15 protein-coding genes and 1 pseudogene are annotated in these 18,711 nt (G+C 54.0%); 7 read left to right on the top strand and 9 right to left on the bottom strand.

The genetic code is table 11. The annotated features are described in order from the left end of the window. Window positions 1-244 precede the first annotated feature (244 nt). The 7 genes from XH91_RS27615 (at window position 245) to XH91_RS27585 (ending at window position 9,681) form a co-directional block, all read left to right on the top strand. Window positions 245-2,491 carry a polysaccharide biosynthesis tyrosine autokinase gene (locus tag XH91_RS27615; protein WP_128953517.1) on the top strand — a complete coding sequence of 749 codons (2,247 nt, stop codon included), beginning with the start codon at window positions 245-247 and terminating at the stop codon, window positions 2,489-2,491. A 116-nt stretch (window positions 2,492-2,607) separates the two neighbouring features. Then, a complete protein-coding gene (locus tag XH91_RS27610) occupies window positions 2,608-3,252 on the top strand; it encodes a hypothetical protein (protein WP_128953516.1) in 645 nt (214 codons plus the stop codon). Between the two features lie 460 nt (window positions 3,253-3,712). Further along, complete coding sequence (locus XH91_RS27605) at window positions 3,713-5,011, top strand: lipopolysaccharide biosynthesis protein (RefSeq protein WP_128953515.1); 1,299 nt, start codon at window positions 3,713-3,715, stop codon at window positions 5,009-5,011. Beyond that, window positions 5,012-6,580, top strand: a complete 1,569-nt coding sequence (locus XH91_RS27600) for an FAD-dependent oxidoreductase (protein WP_128953514.1) — start codon at window positions 5,012-5,014, stop codon at window positions 6,578-6,580. Then, entirely contained in the window at window positions 6,577-7,557 is a 981-nt protein-coding gene (locus tag XH91_RS27595) for an aldo/keto reductase (RefSeq protein ID WP_128953513.1), read from the top strand. The genes XH91_RS27600 and XH91_RS27595 overlap by 4 nt, the downstream gene beginning before the upstream one ends. Before the next feature lie 26 nt (window positions 7,558-7,583). Then, on the top strand, window positions 7,584-8,759 hold the full coding sequence (locus tag XH91_RS27590; protein WP_128953512.1) for a glycosyltransferase family protein: 1,176 nt from the start codon (window positions 7,584-7,586) through the stop codon (window positions 8,757-8,759). Window positions 8,760-8,955: 196 nt separating this feature from the next. After that, window positions 8,956-9,681, top strand: a complete 726-nt coding sequence (locus tag XH91_RS27585) for a hypothetical protein (protein ID WP_128953511.1) — start codon at window positions 8,956-8,958, stop codon at window positions 9,679-9,681. 263 nt (window positions 9,682-9,944) lie between these two features. Here XH91_RS27585 and XH91_RS27580 read toward each other — a convergent pair whose 3' ends face one another. The 9 genes and pseudogenes from XH91_RS27580 to XH91_RS40140 all read right to left on the bottom strand — a co-directional run bounded on the left by XH91_RS27580 (window position 9,945) and on the right by XH91_RS40140 (window position 18,549). Next, the gene (locus XH91_RS27580) at window positions 9,945-10,877 is read right to left on the bottom strand and encodes a hypothetical protein (protein WP_128953510.1); all 933 of its coding nucleotides are present in this window, start codon (window positions 10,875-10,877) and stop codon (window positions 9,945-9,947) included. A 5-nt stretch (window positions 10,878-10,882) separates the two neighbouring features. Continuing rightward, window positions 10,883-12,001, bottom strand: a complete 1,119-nt coding sequence (locus XH91_RS27575) for an acyltransferase family protein (RefSeq protein WP_128953509.1) — start codon at window positions 11,999-12,001, stop codon at window positions 10,883-10,885. A 49-nt stretch (window positions 12,002-12,050) separates the two neighbouring features. Continuing rightward, on the bottom strand, window positions 12,051-12,890 hold the full coding sequence (locus tag XH91_RS27570) for a hypothetical protein (protein ID WP_128953508.1): 840 nt from the start codon (window positions 12,888-12,890) through the stop codon (window positions 12,051-12,053). A 72-nt stretch (window positions 12,891-12,962) separates the two neighbouring features. After that, window positions 12,963-14,183, bottom strand: coding sequence for an O-antigen ligase family protein (locus XH91_RS27565; protein ID WP_128953507.1), 1,221 nt, complete (start codon window positions 14,181-14,183; stop codon window positions 12,963-12,965). Window positions 14,184-14,268: 85 nt separating this feature from the next. Further along, window positions 14,269-15,396, bottom strand: a complete 1,128-nt coding sequence (locus XH91_RS27560; RefSeq protein WP_164938303.1) for a glycosyltransferase family 4 protein — start codon at window positions 15,394-15,396, stop codon at window positions 14,269-14,271. A gap of 27 nt (window positions 15,397-15,423) precedes the next feature. After that, window positions 15,424-16,329, bottom strand: coding sequence for an aldo/keto reductase (locus XH91_RS27555; protein ID WP_128953505.1), 906 nt, complete (start codon window positions 16,327-16,329; stop codon window positions 15,424-15,426). A 2-nt stretch (window positions 16,330-16,331) separates the two neighbouring features. Beyond that, a complete protein-coding gene (locus tag XH91_RS39500; protein WP_245477230.1) occupies window positions 16,332-17,237 on the bottom strand; it encodes a GMC family oxidoreductase in 906 nt (301 codons plus the stop codon). 612 nt (window positions 17,238-17,849) lie between these two features. Next, window positions 17,850-17,978 (bottom strand): annotated as a pseudogene (locus tag XH91_RS40145) (FAD-dependent oxidoreductase); the annotation flags it as partial. Between the two features lie 7 nt (window positions 17,979-17,985). Next, window positions 17,986-18,549, bottom strand: a complete 564-nt coding sequence (locus XH91_RS40140) for an LbetaH domain-containing protein (RefSeq protein WP_128953503.1) — start codon at window positions 18,547-18,549, stop codon at window positions 17,986-17,988. Between the last annotated feature and the right edge of the window lie 162 nt (window positions 18,550-18,711).

Raw genomic sequence — 18,711 nt, 5'->3', positions numbered from 1 at the left:
CTGTTTGGTCTAGACGAAGACTGTGCCGAGTTCGAGACGGACTACCTCGTTAAGCTTCATAAGAGTTTCAATTGCAAGGTCAGTTTGCGATGCAATAAGTTTGTTCTTATTGGGGATGGAGCATGTTAATAGTGGTTGTGCATGGGATGGATTTTCACTTTGCCAACACGCGCTTTCTTCACCCCCGGGAAAATGCCTACTGCCTCTAGCGATTTGGAAACGGGGTTCGTCTCAGGGTTCGGATATGCTTCAACTGAATAGGCCGACTAACGAGATCAACCGGGATTTTCCCGAAGGGGAGCAAGGCTCGTCCCACGATATAAAGTTTTACGTTGATATTATTCGTCGTCAGTTTCCGACGGTGCTCGCCATTGCATCGGCAGCCCTACTTGTTTCGATCGTCTATCTGTTTACTGCGGCGCCGCTTTTTACCTCAACGGCATCCATGGTGATTGACACAAGGAAGCTGCAGCTGTTCCAGCAGCAATCCGTGCTCGGCGATGTTGCTCTAGACTCGGCGACAGTCGAAACTCAAGTCGAAATTCTAAAATCTGAAAACGTTAGCCTTGCGGTTATTCGGGACCTGCATCTCATCGACGACCCAGAGTTTACGGGCGGAGGCGGGGGGGTCGTAGGAGCCATCATCGGATCGATTTCAAGGTTGTTCTCGACTCCCAGCGCGTCGTCCGAATTCCAATTAACGCGACAGGCTCTCGGCCGATTCGAAGCTGGTCGTACGATCAGGCGGCTTGGTCAAACCTATGTAATGGAGATCGGGTTTACCTCCCGCGATCCGGTCAAGTCTGGGCGCATAGCGAATGCGATTGCAGATGCCTATATCGTTGATCAGCTAGAAGCCAAATACCAGTCAACAAGGCGGGCCAGCATATGGCTGCAAGATCGTATCAAGGAGCTGCGGACGCAAGCTTCTGCTGCGCAAAAGGCGGTTGTTGATTTCAAAACCGTCAATAAGATCGTTGATACTGGCGGTCGCCTCATGAATGAGCAGCAACTGGCTGAGGTGAATAGTCAGTTGGTTCTCGCGCACGCATCTACCGCTGAAGCAAAGGCGCGTCTTGACCGTATGAACGATATCCTGAAGCAGGATATCCCAGATGCTAATGTGGCTGACGCACTCAAGAACGATACGATTGTGAAGCTGCGGGCACAGTATGTTGATATGGCCGCCAAAGAGTCTATTTGGTCGTCAAGATATGGTCCTGACCATCTTGCCGCTGTGAATCTTCGCCGGCAAATGGCGGAAATCAGGAAGAATATCACCGACGAGCTGAAGCGGATCCAGGAGTCCTATAAAAGCGACTATGATATCGCGGTCACTCGAGAGGAAAGCATCAAGACAAGCCTGAACAACGTCGTGTCCGAGTCGCAACTTACCAATCAGGCTCAGGTGCAATTGCGAGAGTTGGAAAGCAGCGCGCAGTCTTATCAAGCGATGTATGACAACTTTCTCCAGAAATATATGGAATCGGTCCAGCAGCAGTCGTTCCCGATTACCGAGGCGCGCGTAATAACTCCTGCAAGCGCATCCTTAGCCAAGACGTTCCCCAAAACCTTCGTTGTGCTTGCCGGTGGACTCCTGTCGGGGCTTTTGTTGGGACTAGGTGCTGCTCTCGCGCGCGAGCTCACGGACAACGTTTTTCGGACGACCTCTAGAGTCCAGGAAAAACTAGGGGCGAATTGCGTGGCGGTCGTTCCGGCGATTGTTGGTGAGGGGCCGTCTCGCAAGTTGCTCGGAGCAAATAGGCCTGCTGACGGCGAAAATTTGCTTCGCTACGTTGTGGATCACCCTCTTTCACGGTTTTCCGAAGCTATTCGCTCACTAAAAGTGAGCTTGGATCTCAATTCGATCGTTAGGGAGAACCGCGTCATTGCGGTGACTTCTGCCCTGCCCAATGAAGGGAAAAGTACGCTTTCGATCAACCTGGCTCAATTGATGGCTCATGGCGGTGCTCGTGTTATTCTTGTTGATGCTGATCTTCGCAATCCATCTTTATCGCGTGCGCTCTTGCCTAACGCGGAAACCGGTTTGCTCGAAGTCATTGCGCAGAAGGGGCATTTGGAAGACGTCTGGACGGTTGACCCGGAAACGAACTTGGCTGTGCTTCCCGTGGTCGTTACTTCAAAACTGCTTCACACAAACGAGATACTCGCATCAAAGGCCATGCGCGATCTGATTGCGGTTCTGAGATCGAAGTTTGATTACGTCGTATTGGATCTTCCTCCGATGGCGCCCGTCGTCGATGTGCGGGTCACGTCGTCGTTCGTGGATTCGTATGTATTTGTGGTCGAGTGGGGTAAGACAAAGACGGATGTTGTGATGCACAACCTCCGTAACGCACCTGCCATTCATGAGAAGCTTCTTGGTGTGGTTCTCAATAAGGCGGATACTAAGCTTATGTCGCGATACGAATCCTATCACGGCAGATACTACTATCAGAAATATTATTCGCGATACGGCTACGTAGAGTGAACAGGCAAAGCTCACATTCGTTGACGAAGCTTCTTTTGCTCGGCCTAGGCGTCATTGCGTTGAGCTGGTCGATGTATGTGTTGCCCGATCGTTGGACTCTCGGAGGAGAGTTGGACGTGGCAAAACAACTTGTCAGTGGCCGAACTTACCGGGCTCGTGATCTAAAGCAGGCTTTAGCGCCGAGTTTAATGCTGGTTGACACCGGCCGAGATAATCCTGCGGTTGCGCGCGCAAGGGCAATTGTTGCTCTTTATTTGGCAGAATTCAGCGCGTCCGATTCGGGCGCCGCTGATCGCGACAGCGCATTGCTTACGGCGCAGCGGGCTGTTGGCGATGCGCTCATTCAAAATCCGTATGATTCAATCCTCTGGCTTAACGATTATTTGCTACAGATTGCGGCCAGTGGATTCGCGTCCGAGCACGCGGTCCTGTTGGATCAATCTTACGCTATGGGGCCAAGAGAGGGGTGGATAGCCATTTCGAGAAATCGTCGAGCGCTCGCGATTTTGCCATTTCTTAATCCATCAAGCCAGCAGCTGGCTGTGTCCGAATTTGCCGCGCTCGTTAACGCAGGCCTGTCAGAGGTGGCTCAAGCAAGCTTGACGGGGGCCGGGTGGATTTATCGGGAGCGCCTCCTCGCTTCCCTTGAGAAAGTTGACCTCCCCGCTCGTGAAGCATTCGCGCGAACATTGTGGGACAGTGGCGTTAGTGTCCAAGTCCCCGGAGTGTCGATTCCGGATCAACCTTGGCGGCGTAACTGAATGAATTGCATCTTTCCGATGTTGGCGAGGGCCTGTTTGGCTTTGGCCGTCTCTAGTGTTGCTTTGTTTGAGGTTGACGGAAGGCTGGCGGCGCAAGCCCAGCTTAGCAACCTTCGTTCCCAACTTCAGGATCCCGCGGAGGGCCTTGGGTCGGCACCCGTAAGAGATGCGCTCAATCGGCCTTGTCTCGAAGCGGCCGGCGTTTCTCGTCCGCACACCGTAAACCCGGATTTGGTCGATCACTTGGTCAGACTAGAGAATAGGTGCCCTCGAGTCTTGAAGCTCAAGGTTTGTTATTTTACGGAAGACCACTGCAAGGCTCTCGACTTGGGGGCTTACAAGACCGAGGAGGTGTTTCTCGGAATGATGACTAAAGTTTCTCGGTTCAAGTTCTTTATTTTTCAGAAGTGACACGCGTGAGATCTGAGTCAGTTTTTATGACGGTAAGTGAGAAGCGGTCATGAAGAAGGAGATGCTGGCTAATAATATTGCCAGCGCCGGCAGCATCTTCTGGCGCATCATCGGTCAGCTGCTCTTGCCGCCTGCTCTGTTGGCTTGGTGGGGTAGCGATCGGTATGGCGAGTGGCTTTTCATTACCTCGCTCCCAACGCTGCTTGCAGTTGCTGATCTGGGATTTGCCGATGCCGCAGCATCGCAGATGACGATGGAGATCGCCAGGGGGCAACGGCGTGAGGCTACACGGATCTTTCAAACCATATTGGCAATGACGTTACTGGTTTGTGTGGGTCTTGTCGTAACTGCGACCCCGGTTCTCTACCTTGATCATTTCGAGATTGGGCGTGTGCGGCTGGATGCGGATGCTCTGGCGGCGCTCTATCTCGTCGTTTGTTATTCGTCGTTACTCATACTCTCAAGGTTGTTCCTCGCCTCTTTGAGAGCTGGCCAACACTACGCCGAATCCACCCTAGTCTACGATGCCATTCAGTTCCTCGAAGGTGTGGCGATTCTGTGGGCTGCCTATGAGGGCAAAACGTTTTTCGTTTGCGCGCTTATTTATGTCTGCATCCGCGTGGGGAACATCGCGTATTTGATCTTCTTGATCTTCCGACGGATGAGATGGTTGCGCTGGGGCTTCGATGCGTTTGATTGGAGCACTTTCCGCCAATTGTTCGCGCCGGCCCTTGCTGCCATGGCTATGCCAGTCGCACTCGCGTTGAATTTTCAAGGTATGATTTGGATCGCGGGAACTACTTTAGGTCCAGGAGCCGCTGCTGTTTTGGCCACAGTGCGTACGGCCAGCCGGGTGGTCATTCAACTCGTCGGCATTTTCAGCCGCGCTGCCATGCCGATCTATTCCGCCAGCGTCGCCGTCAACAACCAACGCTCCCGCGACGTCATCGACCGGATTATGCGGCTGTTGCTGCTGGTTCTACTGCTTCCGGGCTGCGTCTTATTTGGAGTTTTTGGCCGGGATTTTGTGGGTTTCTGGACGCGCGGCCATCTCGATCCACCGTCGACGTTCGTATGGCTGATTGCCGTCGGCGCTTTGTTTCATGGCTGCTGGGCCTTCTCTGCAAACCTCCTGGTGTCCATCAACCGGCATGTCAGGTTTGGTTTGGCGGTAGTCATCGTGACGTGCGTGATTACCCCAATGGCATGGCCGGCTTCCAAACTATTCGGACTTAACGGGATTGCCGTTACCCTGATCGGGCTTGAGCTGGCTACACTGCTCTCTTTCGCTGCGCTGAATGATCGGCCCAGTCGGGTGCGATATCAACTATGGCCGATGGTTCGCTAAGTGATATTATCAATTGATCAGATCGACCTAGCGCGGCTCTCGCCCGAAGTTGTCATCATAGGCGGCGGAGCGGTCGGCCTCCTCGCGGCGGTGTACTTGGCGTCCCGGAATATCAGGGTCCTGGTTCTGGAGGCCGGACCGGAGCAGCTGGATCAAGACTCTCAGGCAATCTTTCATGCGGCGGTGTCGCGTGGCCGCAAGCATGCGGGGTTGCATCAGGGGCGTTTCCGGGCGCTTGGAGGGACAACTAACTTCTGGGGTGGGCAGCTGGTCCGCTTCGATCATACTGTATTTGCAGGGCGTCCGTGGCTGGGGGACGCAGCTTGGCCCATCCAGCTAGAAGACATCGAGCCGTTCTACAGCGAATGTGAAAGCCTGCTCGGTCTGCCCGATGGTCTCAGCGACGATCTCTCGGTGATCGAGCAACTGCAGACGCCTCCGGAGTACCGTGATGACGATCTCGAATACTTCTACACGCGCTGGCTGACCGAGAAGAACTTCCGCTTTCGTTTTGCTCGCTTTCTTGAAAGCAATGCCAACATCACCGTTGTCACGAATGCCCCGGTCACGAGTCTGCGGATCGGAGTGAACCGCGAAGTCACCGCGGTAACCGTCGGCTGCGGTCCCAAGGCGGTCGATGTTGCCGCTCGCGTTCTTGTCCTTGCCAACGGCACGGTCGAGATGATCCGCCTGTTACAGCATCAAACCACGGATGGCCACGCCCCGCCGTGGGCCGCTAATCCGTGGCTTGGTCGCGGGTTCATGGACCATTTGGAGGGGACAATCGCAAGCATTGTGCCGCTCGACAAGAAGCTGTTCAGAGGTCTCTTCGACAACGTCTTCCTGCAAGGCATGAAGTTGCAGCCGCGCCTGAGACTTTCTGAGGCACGCCAGCTTCAGGACCAGCTTCTCGGCGCCGCAATCCACGTCAAGTTCGAGGCGCAGGAGCATGTGCAAAATGCGAAGATATTCCTGGCTGGCCTGTTGAAAGGGCGTTTGTCTAACCCAGAGAGGATAACCTCGGAAATCTGGGCGGCTGCCCGTCTCGGCTTCCCGATGGCCTGGCACTATCTCGTAAACCAGCGGATCTGGTCGCCGATGAGCGGCAACATCCAGCTTCGCGTCATGATGGAGCAGGTGCCGCTGCCGACCAGCACGGTCACGCTCTCCGAGGCTAGCGACAAACTTGGAATGCGGATACCCCAGCTGAGCTGGGCCGTAGCGAGCGAGAAGGAAGTTAAGACCATCCAAGCCGCAGCCCAGTTTGCGAAGACCTATTTCGAGAGCCGCGGGATCGCGAAAGTCACCATTCCTGAGCAGATTCTTGCCGGCGGACCAGAGTTGCTGGCCGCTTTTGTGGATACGTTTCATCACATGGGTGGCGCGCGGATGAGCACCTCGGAATCCGATGGCGTTGTTGATCCGATGTGCCGTGTGTTCGGCTGCGATAACCTGTACGTCATGGGCGCCGCAGTGTTCCCTGTCTCAGGCTTTGCCAATCCCACCTTCACGGCCATGGCGCTGGCGCTCCGCACGGCCGAGGCGATCGCGCGGCAGGTGCAACGATGACATCGACGGCTGGCCCGGCGGAACGGGCTTTGGAACGGATCGGCTTTGGTTGTTCGCACATCACCGGTGGCTTCGAGACGAGAGCCAATCTGCGTCTTCTGAGGCTAGCTTATGACCACGGTATCAGGCACTTTGATACGGCCCCGATGTATGGCCACGGTACCTCGGAGGAGGTGCTGGCGGCCGCCTTGCGGGGGGAGCGTCACAACATCTCCATTGCGACCAAGGTTGGCATTCCTCACGGCGAGCTGAGTTCCAGGCGGCAGCTCCTGCGGCTCGTCGCAACCCCGCTGCGCCGATGGACGCCGGGACTATCGAAGCTTGCGGCAAAGCGGATTTATTCCGGGGCGATCCAGACGGATTTCTCGGCTTCGTTCATCGATCGATCGATCGAGAAATCGCTCTCGAAGCTTAAGACGGACTACATCGATCTGCTGCTATTGCATGAGGTGCGAGCGCAGGACATCTCGGACGAATTGCTCAAAAAGCTGCAAAGCCTTGTTCATCAGGGAAAAGTGCGCCGTTTGGGAATAGGGACAAGCGTCGAGAGCATGAAGCAGATCAGGGCTACCGGTCGAAATTTCGAGGTGTATCAGCGACCCTGGTCGGTCCTTGCGTCCGATGAAAACCTGTTTGCTGATCGCTACCAGATTTTCCATGGAAGCATCCTGGGTGCGATGGAAGCCGTCGGTGAGAAGCTCCGGATGGATGTCCACGCCAGGCAACGGCTACAAGAGCTCTGCAGCCTCGAAATCGGATCCTCGGATGACATCGCAAAGGTTCTACTGTTGGCGGCGATTGCGGCAAATCCGCGCGGGCTCGTTCTTTTCAGTTCGCGGGCGCAGGACAGGGTCGCGTCCTATCTGAAATTTGCGCAGAATGCCGGTACCGCAGCTGGGGCTGAAGTGCTGCGCACGCTGCGTAGCTGTCTTGGCTCGCAGGACATCGATCCGTCACATAGTGCGGCTTCGCGCTAACATTTGGAAATGACAAGAAACGAGCGATGGCAGGAGACGTAAATACTGGCCTCGAATCCCACGACCGCATCTACGTCTATGCGGCACGCGACCCTATTCATTATTCGGGGTCGCCATATTACTTCATGCAGAACCTGCGAGAGGTGGTGGGGGATACTGACGGCTCGCTGATCCGGCCAATTCCGCTCAAGAGGATCACCGAAATCCCGTTGACCTATCTGCGCTGGGGATTGAAGGCCGGAACGTTCGAAAAGTCGGCGTTCTTCTTTTCGAAGGACTATCATGAGGCAAGTCTGCGGGGCGAGCCTATCAGCATTACGAGCGACACCAGCATCATCAGCTTCACCAGCTTGATGGCTCCTTCGCTATGGGGGGCGATAGACGCGGCGGACGGTTGTCGCATTTACGTCTATCGCGACGCTACGTACCTCCAGCTCCTGGAGCAGTTCAAATACGCAAGAACGTTGACGACCAAGGCACGGGATGAACTCATCGAGAATGAGACCAGATTGTATGCCCGGGCACGCCGCGTGTTTGTTTACGATCAGGTCATCCGGAGCACGCTGATCGAGCGTTACGGTGTCGACGAAAGGAAGATCTACGTGACGGGGCGCGGGCTGAACATGTCCCGAGCAGATTTCGAGCTCGCCTGCGAGATGCGGGATAGGCGGCCGATCGAGCCCGATGGTCCGATCGTCTTTACGATCATAGGCAGGGATGCGGCTCGCAAGGGGGTCTTGCAGATCATTGAAGCGATGGACGCCCTGTCGGGCGTCGAGCAAGCGCGGATCAAGATTCGCGTTGTAGGTCCCGACCGGACCGCGATACCGAAACGCAGCTATGTCGACGCGCTCGGGTTTGTCTCGAACAAGCGAAAGCTGCTTGAGATCATCGCGACCTCCGACGTTGGCGTGCTGATGTCGTCGGCGGAGGGCGGCGTCCCCGGAAGCCTCCGCGAATTCACCTGTCTTGGTATTCCCTGCTGGGTCGCGTGGTTGCCTCAATACGAGGGAGGGCTCGACCAGCGACTGATCTTCAAGGAGGGATTTCCGCTTGTCCCGCGGGATATGACCGCGACCCTGCGAACGATACTGTCGCATAGCAAGAACGAACTTGCGCAGAAGGGAAAGCCAGGCTTTGGCTATATTGGATGGTTGGACCAGGCTGTCGCCGTCCACAGGTGGATGCAGCTCGACCGGTGATCGACGAACTCGCAGCAACGTTTTAGGCGGCGACGAAGCCGCTTGAAATAGTAAGCCATCCGGAAGCGGTAATCCAGATGCGAGGCAGCGCAGCCTTGAAAGGGGGCGCGAGCTCATCGCGGCTGAAGGAGTTGCACATAGCTTGACGAAAACCCATCTGGCGAGCCACAATTCGATCCATTGTGGGAGCCTCCCTGTGACCGTTGCAAGCTTTGTTCGTCAGCAACTCGTTCGTCTAGGTTCAGGATTGCGCGCCAGCGTGAAACCTGAGCTCGAGGCCGTATATCAATCAATCTTTGATCGCGATCTGGCCGGACTTGGGATTCCAAATACATTCTATCCCCTTGGTGGCGCGGCGAATTACAGCTTCCTTTATCTCATTTTGCGCGCCGCTCAAGAACATGAGATCCGAAGCATCGTTGAACTCGGTGCCGGCCAGACGACACTTTTGCTGGATGCTCTGCGGCGAAAACACGTGATCAAAACAGATGCGATCGTCACGATGGAAAATGATCGTTTCTGGGCTTCACATATCGGAGGCAAGGTCACCCACGAAATCAAATGCGTACCTCTCCGCGCAACCAGGACGGCCGATCTGCAATACTCCGGCTATGATCTCACGAACGTCGATTTGCCATCGAAGATAGACTTATTGCTGATCGACGGACCAGTGGGTTGGGGCAGCCCGGACCTTACCTTCGCTCGGCTTGGAGCGTTGCCCATCCTTGACCATCTTAACACCGACGAGGGCTTTCTGATCGTCGTTGACGACGCAGAGCGAGAGGGCGAGAAAGCACTTGTCGCTAACATCAGCTCGACGCTGCAGGGGCGTGGTGTCTCATTCCATCAAGGCCAGGTTACCGCGCTGAAGCGTCAGGTCGTATTTGCTTCAGGAAATATGTCGGCGGCGGCCTTCTACTGACTCTTCTACAATGAGCTCGAGTCTGAGGAGTGGACAGAACGAATGGCGGGAAAGGAACGGCGTCGGTATCAGAAAGAGAGGCTTGAGAGGCGTCCGCTTGTTCCGCGCGAGATGACAGAGACCCGGAGAACGATATTATCGCATAGCAAGAGTGATCTCGTGGAGAAGAGGAAGCCAGCTTTGGCGATATCGGATGGTCGGACCAGGCTACTGCCCTCCAAAAGCTGGACGCAGATCGCCAGATGAGTGAAAATGGAGGTGGATTATGGTGTAGAACTGTGCCTCTGCAACTCGTCACATTCGGGAGCGTTTGCCCTTATGAACGTTGCAAGCTCTCTCAACCCGGTCGCGGTTGGGTGGATGTCATCTCGATAATAGTCCGGCGACCAATTGGGATCTTCAGCGAGACTAAGAACCGTAATCCGGTCTGATCTAAGCTCTGGAATGTGAACATCCAAATTCATTTTTCTGACGGTGTCGTTCTTGGATTCAACCTTATTCGGATATAGCACCAGCGTTAAAGGGCCGCGGTACACAGATAGCAGATATCGAAGCTCAGCCCGCCAGTCGTTATCAATTGAAGTCGCGCTTGCATCGGATTCGTGAAAAAAGAACTTTCGTGTCAAGTACAGTAGGCCGCTCATCGGATAGTGGGTCGGATGTGTGGCTTCGGAAGACCAGATCGACGCGCTTCCGAAGTCGGCCGAATTCAAGACAAATACGATGCGGGTTACTTCGCCCAGCAAGTTCTCGTGGAGATGGAGGTACCTTAGCTCGTTCAAGAAGGCCCAACTGCCTGCCGAGATGGGCCAGACGCGAGGACAGTCCGCGGCCAAAAGTGAGCCTAGCCTCAGTTGCTGAGGTATGGGATTTCCGCCCAGTACAATACTGTCTCCGATCAAGAAGATATTTCGGTCCGATCCATGTGGATCATATGGTTCACGGACACCCATACTCAAATCGTTGAAGGCCCACTCATTCCTATGTTGGTAAGATCCACGTTGATTAGCGGCCGGTATGTAGCCGAGTTCCTCGCTTTTGCTATAAAGCGGAAAGTCCAAAAGACCGATCAAACGAATGAGTATCTCGCCGGAGAGCAGGGCGGCTATGACAACAATTCCAAGCACTCGAATGGAGACATTCAGTCGCTTAAGGCTTGTTGAGCCTGGCCGCGCTAGCTTCGGACGGGCAAGCATCGCTCTTATGTCCTTGGCTCCAGCCTAGCTCGCAAAAAAGTAGTTATCGGGCGATCAAACAAAAAGTAAGCTGAGAAGCCGGTGAACAGGCAAAAGAGCGCTGTAAAGAATACGCATAAACTCGGGTAATCGAAACCTAGCCACCGAAATAGCAGTGGGACGATTGGAGCGGTAATTGGGGGAATAAGATAAAGCGCATAGGAGGCATCGGCAAAAATATCAAGAAGCCTTTTATAACGGGGCGAGATTAATCCCTCCAAATGAATTGCTCCGATAATCGCCAGCGCGGCAGGTATTCCTAACGAGAAAATGCGCCACGGATTGGGGTCAAAGAAATCATCTGCATTGAATGCAAACAAGAGTATCAGCCCCAGAGCCGTCAGTAAAATTCCCCAAAATGGGCGTTGTCGAGTTTCAGCAAGGAATTGTGCGATAAGCATCCCGAGTGCAAACTCGAGCACAATGGTGTTGAAATAAAAAGTATAGGCCGGTGCTCCCGGTTCGACAAAGAACGAAAGTGCTGAGAAGACAATCAGTATCGTGCCAACAAACAGAATTTGAGATGCACCAATCAGTATTGATGTCGCAAAAAGGAAATAAAACATCATCTCATAGTTGAGTGTCCAGCCCGGGTGGAGAATTGGGCTTATGTAGGGTCCGTTATACGAAGGGATAAACAAGTAAGAGAAAATGACGTTTACGGGATTGATTGTTACGTGCAACGCCAATCCCGTCGTTAGTATTGCTACAGCCAACTTAAATGTCGTTGCGGCCCAATATAGCGGAACAATGCGTACGAGCCGACGTATGGAAAAAACTAGCGCACCATTGGGCTTCCCGATCAACTGTCTGGAGGAGACAATCATTACAAATCCGCTAATGACGAAGAACAAGTCAACACCATGCGCGCCAGCAGGAAATTGAAGATCTGAATGGGAGAGCCGCTCGCTAGTGTAATACCAGGAATGGCTGAGCAAAACGCCACCGGCTGCGATAAAGCGCATAAGACCAATTGACATAAATCTTGTGCGCTTTTCAATGCAAGGGGTGCTCGTTAATTTTCCCGGCGATCGCAATTCTTGCGTAACATCAAGAGCGACGTCGATTTGAGAGGTCGATGTCATTAGAAAATCCGGGGTTTAGTGTTGAATTTGCTTGAACACAGGGGATTCGTCACTCGGGCACATAGGCGCGAATTCTATGTATGTAGAGGGTGTACGGATGTCCTAGCTTGTGAGTTGTCGCGTCCAAAATGATATAAAAGTTTTGCTTTCTGGCTATCTCGGGTACGGAAGGACCAGAGGCCACATATTGAATTTTATCGTCATACCAGAACGTCACAGTGAGCTTTTCTGGATTAAATCCAGCTGCAAATCGGTGCCGAACGGTGCGGTCTATTTTTTCATTGTATAGATTCGGATTGCTCCGCACGCGCTCGTATTTTGGCCAAATACCCGACCACGACAATGTTGTGCCCATTGGCCCAGGCGCGAAGCCACTCTCATCCACATCGATTTCGATCCAGCGCTCGAAACCGCGTGGGTCAGGCGGGTAACTATCCTCTTGCCGCTGATTATGCTCGATAGGCATCAACCACACGGCGGAGAAATGATCCGGATCGTTGTCGGAAAGGGAGGTTTCGAATTCGACAAAGAATCCTCGATCGCCCGAGAGTAGCGGCAAAGAGCCACCGACCATTGCCCTCGGGACGCTAGCCAGCACCCCTCCTAGCGAGATCGCGAGCGATCCGTCTGTACTCTCGCTATAGAGGGACGGAGCTGGAATGGCCTTGTCCCACCACGTTTCATTGTACAGTCGTGCGGTCGCTCCCTTCCCGTCAAGCGCGATGTCCGATGTATGAGGACAGAAATCGAAGGCTACTTTCGTATATTGGAGTTCTGCGGCTCCGATTGGCATTGGTCCGTCATCGCATGCGTCCGCGGCTTGCGCGAGCAGGAGATCGCCAACAACCACGAGGAGCTTCCAAGTACGCGCGAGATCCACTAACGACATGTTAACGTTCTTTACCCGATCCCAAGGCGCCGTGAACAACGTCACCTTCAAGTACAGTTAACTTCAACTAATTCACGCCGTATCAGCCGCCGCTATCGCGCGCGCGTTTCTTAGAGCGGGAGTGATCTTACCCGACGCCTTAGACGCAACCAACAGAACAATCAGCGAGAACGGATTGCCGACCGCAATAAGGTACCGGTTAAAAACCGACTGAAAAACGGCGAACAGCAGCGTGTAAAATGCAAAGCGGTGAAACGCGCTTCCAGAGTTCTGTTCACTGTAGCTGCGGGCCAAAATTCCAATAAAGCAAAGCAAAGTCGCTGCGGTGAGAAATATGCCGGAATCTACCGCCAAGTTTATATATGAGCTTTCGACCGGGAAGCTCATATTGTGGGTACTTCTTAGACCGCTGCCGATAAATATCTCCCAGCTTCTCCCAAATATATAGTCGATCCCGCGAGCCCAGATTTCGAAGCGCCCTGTTCCGCCGGAGCTCAAGCCCCGCTCCCTCGAATTGAGGTCAAACATTTCGATGGCATAAGCCGCAATTCTTTCCCAATAGAAAAACGCTAGAATTGCAAGCGCTACACCAATAACAATAATATAAGTTGTGGAGCGTCGACCCTTGATAATCTCGCTCGCCACGTAGACCGCAAGTGTAAGCACAACAGCTAGAAGGCCACCGCGAGCGGACGCAACGAGCATCACAGCAACGCAGAGCGCTATAATAACCACTGTAAGTAAGTGGTTCAATCGCCACCTCAGCATGCCCGAATTTGCGGCCATTACTATAAAGCCTCCATAAATGAAGCCGGCCAGATTCGGATGCATCCCAAATGGAGCCTCACGCAATTGCCAGCGCTTGAGCGCGCCAGGCATCAATCCGGTGATCAGGCTGTCGCCAAATTGCACGACAACGATCCCCAAAATAGCAAGCGTCGCGGTGCGGATGCACATAATCAGTTCCTCAGCGCTCGCTCGTTGAGCAATGATCATAACGGACAGGTATGTAATCAGGAAAATCGTCGTGTGCATTAGCGAGTAACTATCTTCGGAAAGGGCAACCGCCACATAGGACAAGGGCACAGAAAATAGCATTATGGCGTCAAACGGCGTTATCTTGATCGGAGTACTGGGCGTGGACACGAAGAACAGCATCCCAGACAAAACGAATAACGCCACGCCGAGCGCCTGGAAGAAGATTGCGCTACCCTCTTCGTTTGAAAACATCAGCACCACGCAGGATGCACAAAAAACGAGGTGCCTAATTCCAAAACGAGGCCGATCGGCCATTCGCCGACGTCTTGCCACAAGGGGCGCCTCTTGAGACAAAACAGGTGTCTGTTGCCGAGGATAAGGTGGGTCGGTGGAGGTATTGCTAGTCATGTTCAAGAACAAACGAGTTCGGGCGAGACTTGCCAAGGAACGTGCAATCGAAGATCTTGATCAAATAATCTGCCCCCGCGACTTGTGTTAGATGCTTGTTGGCCCAGTCTGCTCGGACCTTTCTGAAATTCGGTTGGAGCAGGCCATCATCAATTATATCATCTATCGCTCTCGCGACCTCGCTTCCGGAAAGTTGGCGAACTACTCGCCCCCGCGTTCTGTCTGCCAGGCACATCGATGCTCCAACTTTATGAGAAGCAACGACTGCGGCGCCGGCCATAAGTGCCTCGCTAATAACTGCGCCCCAACCGTCATCCATGGTAATCGAAGGTAACACGAGCACATCTGTGCTAGCCAAGAGTGAGGGTACCTCAGTCATCTTGATTGGACCAGCAAATTGCAGGTTCTGGTGTGTTTCCCGGGCCTTCTCGACATGAGAAGACCAGGTTCCGAAGCCGGCCACGTAAAACCGTGCCTCATTTTCCACCTTATCAATTGCATTCAGAAATAAGTGTATGCCCTTCAGTTTCTCTAATCTGCCCAAGAACGTAACAACGGGTGCCGAGCCGCCGCCAATTTGAAGCTTCGTGCCAGGAACTGGGGGCTCGCTTAAGAAATAAGCAAAGGGGAATATGCGTTCATTCGGATATCCTGTTAGCCGAAACCATCTCGGACCGTGGGATCCGATTGCCAGGACAAAGTTTGCGTTTCGCCGCAAGGGGCGCTCGGTAAGCCAAGAATGACCCAACCGTGCCACTCCACCGATTCCTTCGAGTACCCGTGGCTCGTGCAGAAGACCAAATCGGCGCCGATGCTTAACAACAGCGCGCAGCCCATTTACGATACAAGGCACCCAGCGCATACCGGAAAAAATGTGTATCGCATCGTTCGGGGAATTCGCGACGATGGTCTCGACCTGCTCGGCGGACGGGCCGAGAATGATCGGGAGTTCTCGACCAGTACTGACCTGCCACCCTTCTCGCTTGCGGGTCGTGTTGAGATCGGCTTCCGCGATGTAAGTGGCATGCGAAATCCTCGGATGATCAAGTAGCTCCTTGAACAAGGGCAACTTGTGCGGAGATAATTCCGGCTCCCAAAAGTATACGGAATATTTTGTCATCATCTGCGATCACAGAAACAGAACAGGTTAGATCTTCGGCTTCTCATTTCCTGCTACGTAAAATCCACGTCCTGCTCTATCTTTTGAAGCGAACGGTTCAAGCTTCACCGATGCAGCTTTGCAGTTCGACGAGATATGATCCCGTGAGGTCATGGACGTGATCACCACGCCCTTCTCGTTGGAGCGGAAAGCGTAGCTTAGCAGGGCACTTGGCGGATCCATAGGTATTGAGGTTCCGAAGACACTGTGCGTCACAAAGAAGAGGCTCGATGCAGGAGGGTGCTCCTGTCGCAATGTTTCGCACGTTTTGAGCGTTTTATTGTCGGCGAATTGCGCCGTAGTAAAAATGCTCGACGATGATGTGCCGGCCTTTATTGCGTCTAGGCTGCCTGCTATCGATAATGTCCGGACGAGCCCGGCCTTCACCAGATTCTGAAGGGTTTCCAGAACCTCGGGACTGGTGCAATCAGCCGGTGTTGGTTCGTGGAGTGCGAGAACATCGATGTAATCGCTTCGCAGCAAGCGCAGACTCGTTTCGACAGATTTGCGGATCACATTTGGATCGAGCGGCTTGCGCTCTCCTGAGGAGCGACTCTTTGCTACGGTAGCTCGGAGCTTTGGGAAGCGCTTGACGAGCAATCGAGCTGCGGGGCGAAGCCAGCGCTTGGTTCGAGATATGTCCGGACGTTCGATTCCGACTTTTGTGCAGACGACAACCCGATCGCGGCGTCCCCTCAAGAATGTGCCGAGCAGTTGTTCCGCCTGACCGTCGCCATAGGGAGGCGCGACATCGTACCAAGTCACGCCGCACTCATAGGCGTATTGTAGAGATTGCAGGCCGACCGAGGGGGCGACCCTGGAGCCAAGCGAAGCGCAGCCGAATCCTAGTGCCGATACATCACGGGCGAGTGGTGAGAAATGAACGGTTCGCAAATCTAGATTCCTTTGGACGAACTAACGCTGGACGCTAAATGGGACGCAAGACGATGCGCAAGGGCGACGACAAGGAAGGTAGGATTTGCCTGTCCAGACGACGGAAAGACGCTGCTGCTTAGAATATAGAGGTTGTCTATTCCATGCACCTTACAATCGGAATTCACTGTGCCGGCATCCGGACTGCTGCTCATCCGGGTGGTCCCAATTTGGTGAAAGCCGTCGCATGCCTGCGATAGTACGCCGGACAGCCGTCCATCCTTTGGAAACCGATACTCGAGATAACCAAGCTGAGATTTCCTGAGAAACTGGTCGAGCAGTTCGTGTGCGCGGACGACTGAATCCGCATCTCGATCGCTGAAGCGTAGGTCGACGGAGAGCTTCGGCACGCCCAGCGGATCCGTTTCCTCTGAAAGCGTCACTCGCGAAGACGGCGACGGAATATGCTCCGCATGATAATGGAGGGCGTACTTTCCTCCTGCATTTTTAATGAGGAAGCCAGGTTTTCTGGGCTTAGCAAAAAATCGATCCTTGACTATTTGAATTAGCGATACGAATAAACTAAATGGGGATCGCACAATATTGCCGATGTGCTGCGTAACGCGGAATGGAGGCGGCCCGACATGAGCTAGGCGTACGGCCTCTGCTAGCAATCGGCGGCCCAGAAAGGGAGTCGCGAGCGCGAGCCAAACGGCAGACAAAATGCTGCTGCGATGAGCAGGATCGTGGAAGGGTGGATTGTCGACCCAAAATGCGATGTTAAGCAGCTTGCGTTGTCGTAACGTAGCCGCGTCGAAAGTGAAGCGGCGACGCGCAAATGCGCCCTTTTCAAGAAAGAAGTCGAAGGCTTCCGCAGATTCAGGAGCGTTGAAGACGATGTCAGCAATCTTTCCCGAAATGTGTCCCATATAGAATCTACCAAGACTTGGCGCGGATGGCTCGAAGAGCCAAGGACAGTGTTGCTTTGCAAGTAGCAACAGGCGAGTGGTCTCCAGTCCGCCGCAGGCTAGCGTACAATTCTTGACAGGCAAATCGAGCTTCTTAGTTCGGTCAGTGAGTGTAAGCGCCCTAATCTGCCGACCGCCTTGTTCAGCCTGAAGGGCGGTCACTGTTGCTCCAAGTATAAGCATGATCCGGTCATCACGCTGGAGGTCTTCCTTGTAAAGGTGGCCCACGTTGGGTTGGGGTGACCATCGTTCGAGTGTGTTGCAACAAGCTCCCGCGAGGGAGGGTAGTCCTGCCTCCTTCTCGAAGGAGTGCCCACCAACAGCAAAGAACGTTGCTGCCTCTGGGTGCCATCTCTCGATTTCTTCGTATCTTATCGGCCATTCTGTGCCGGGTGCGTGTGGCCTCTCAGCAAAATCAGCTGGGTCAAATGGCACGCAGCGCCCGCCCCACCACCAAGAGGTACCGCCGAGCGCGCGGCAAGAAGCGATTGTCATCGGCGCGTGTACGCGTTCGTCGACAAGGTTCGCGCCGGAAAGACTTCCACTAAACGCCTCGGGCTTTTCTCCTCCTGATTCTAGAAGAAGAACGCGGTGTCCTCTGTCAGCCAGTCTCAACGCCAGAGCAATACCGGCGGGCCCTGCGCCGACGATACAAAAATCGTGAGGTGGAATGGTGAGGGCGTCTGAGAAATGAATTATCATGCAGAGTTTAGGTACGCGTCTTGCGTCGGCGTAACTCCTGAGCAGGATTACCAGCGTATACGGTCCAAGGGCTTAGATCACGAAATGCGCAAGCCCGTGCGCCGAGTACCGCACCTTCCCCAATACACACGCCTGGACCGACAAAGGCTTCAGCTGCGATCCATGCTCTTGCGGAAACGGTGATCGGTTTCGCGCGAAGCTGAAAATTGGGATCATCGATGTCATGACTGCCGGCACAGAGATGGGCGCCTTGAGAAACTAGCGAGTAGTCGCCAAGGGTTATCTTGGCCATGCTGTAAATGATTGCGCGCGGCCCCACGTATGCGTGCTCACCTATTTCAAAGTTTGCCGGATACCAAATCCTCGCACTCCCATAGATGCCTGAGGTGGCGGCAACTCTCGCTCCAAAGAGGCGGAGTAGGAATCGCCTCCAAGAGTGCATAAACGGCGGAGTCCAAGAGGCCAACAGCAACCAGGTAGCGTTCCAGAGGAGGCGAATGAGCCGGTTGCGGAGAGAAAAACTCGGACCGCCGGTCAAAGGGTTTGATACGCTTGCCTCAAGAATCGCCATTAGCCTTGTTTCGCTCCACGTCGAACGAATTATCGCGCCCGATTTTCAACTTATTACCCGAGAAGGAGGCAGACACAGAGCCTTCCTGTTTATTAAGGTAAAGGCGCCCATGTCGATTGGAAATCCATTGTGCGCCGAAACTGCTTCGGTGTAGTGCCGAAT

The sequence above is a fragment of the Bradyrhizobium guangzhouense genome, from assembly GCF_004114955.1.
GTDB lineage: Bacteria > Pseudomonadota > Alphaproteobacteria > Rhizobiales > Xanthobacteraceae > Bradyrhizobium > Bradyrhizobium guangzhouense.
Note: the sequence above shows the minus strand (reverse complement) of the source record. Positions and strands in the feature narration are given on the sequence as shown.

Coding starts and splice junctions, on each gene's coding strand:
- XH91_RS27615 (WP_128953517.1), top strand. CDS start 245: ATGCTTCAACTGAATAGGCCGACTAACGAGATCAACCGGGATTTTCCC.
- XH91_RS27605 (WP_128953515.1), top strand. CDS start 3,713: ATGAAGAAGGAGATGCTGGCTAATAATATTGCCAGCGCCGGCAGCATC.
- XH91_RS27595 (WP_128953513.1), top strand. CDS start 6,577: ATGACATCGACGGCTGGCCCGGCGGAACGGGCTTTGGAACGGATCGGC.
- XH91_RS27590 (WP_128953512.1), top strand. CDS start 7,584: ATGGCAGGAGACGTAAATACTGGCCTCGAATCCCACGACCGCATCTAC.
- XH91_RS27580 (WP_128953510.1), bottom strand. CDS start 10,877: ATGCTTGCCCGTCCGAAGCTAGCGCGGCCAGGCTCAACAAGCCTTAAG.
- XH91_RS27575 (WP_128953509.1), bottom strand. CDS start 12,001: ATGACATCGACCTCTCAAATCGACGTCGCTCTTGATGTTACGCAAGAA.
- XH91_RS27570 (WP_128953508.1), bottom strand. CDS start 12,890: ATGTCGTTAGTGGATCTCGCGCGTACTTGGAAGCTCCTCGTGGTTGTT.
- XH91_RS27565 (WP_128953507.1), bottom strand. CDS start 14,183: ATGGCCGATCGGCCTCGTTTTGGAATTAGGCACCTCGTTTTTTGTGCA.
- XH91_RS27560 (WP_164938303.1), bottom strand. CDS start 15,396: ATGACAAAATATTCCGTATACTTTTGGGAGCCGGAATTATCTCCGCAC.
- XH91_RS39500 (WP_245477230.1), bottom strand. CDS start 17,237: ATGGGACACATTTCGGGAAAGATTGCTGACATCGTCTTCAACGCTCCT.
- XH91_RS40140 (WP_128953503.1), bottom strand. CDS start 18,549: ATGGCGATTCTTGAGGCAAGCGTATCAAACCCTTTGACCGGCGGTCCG.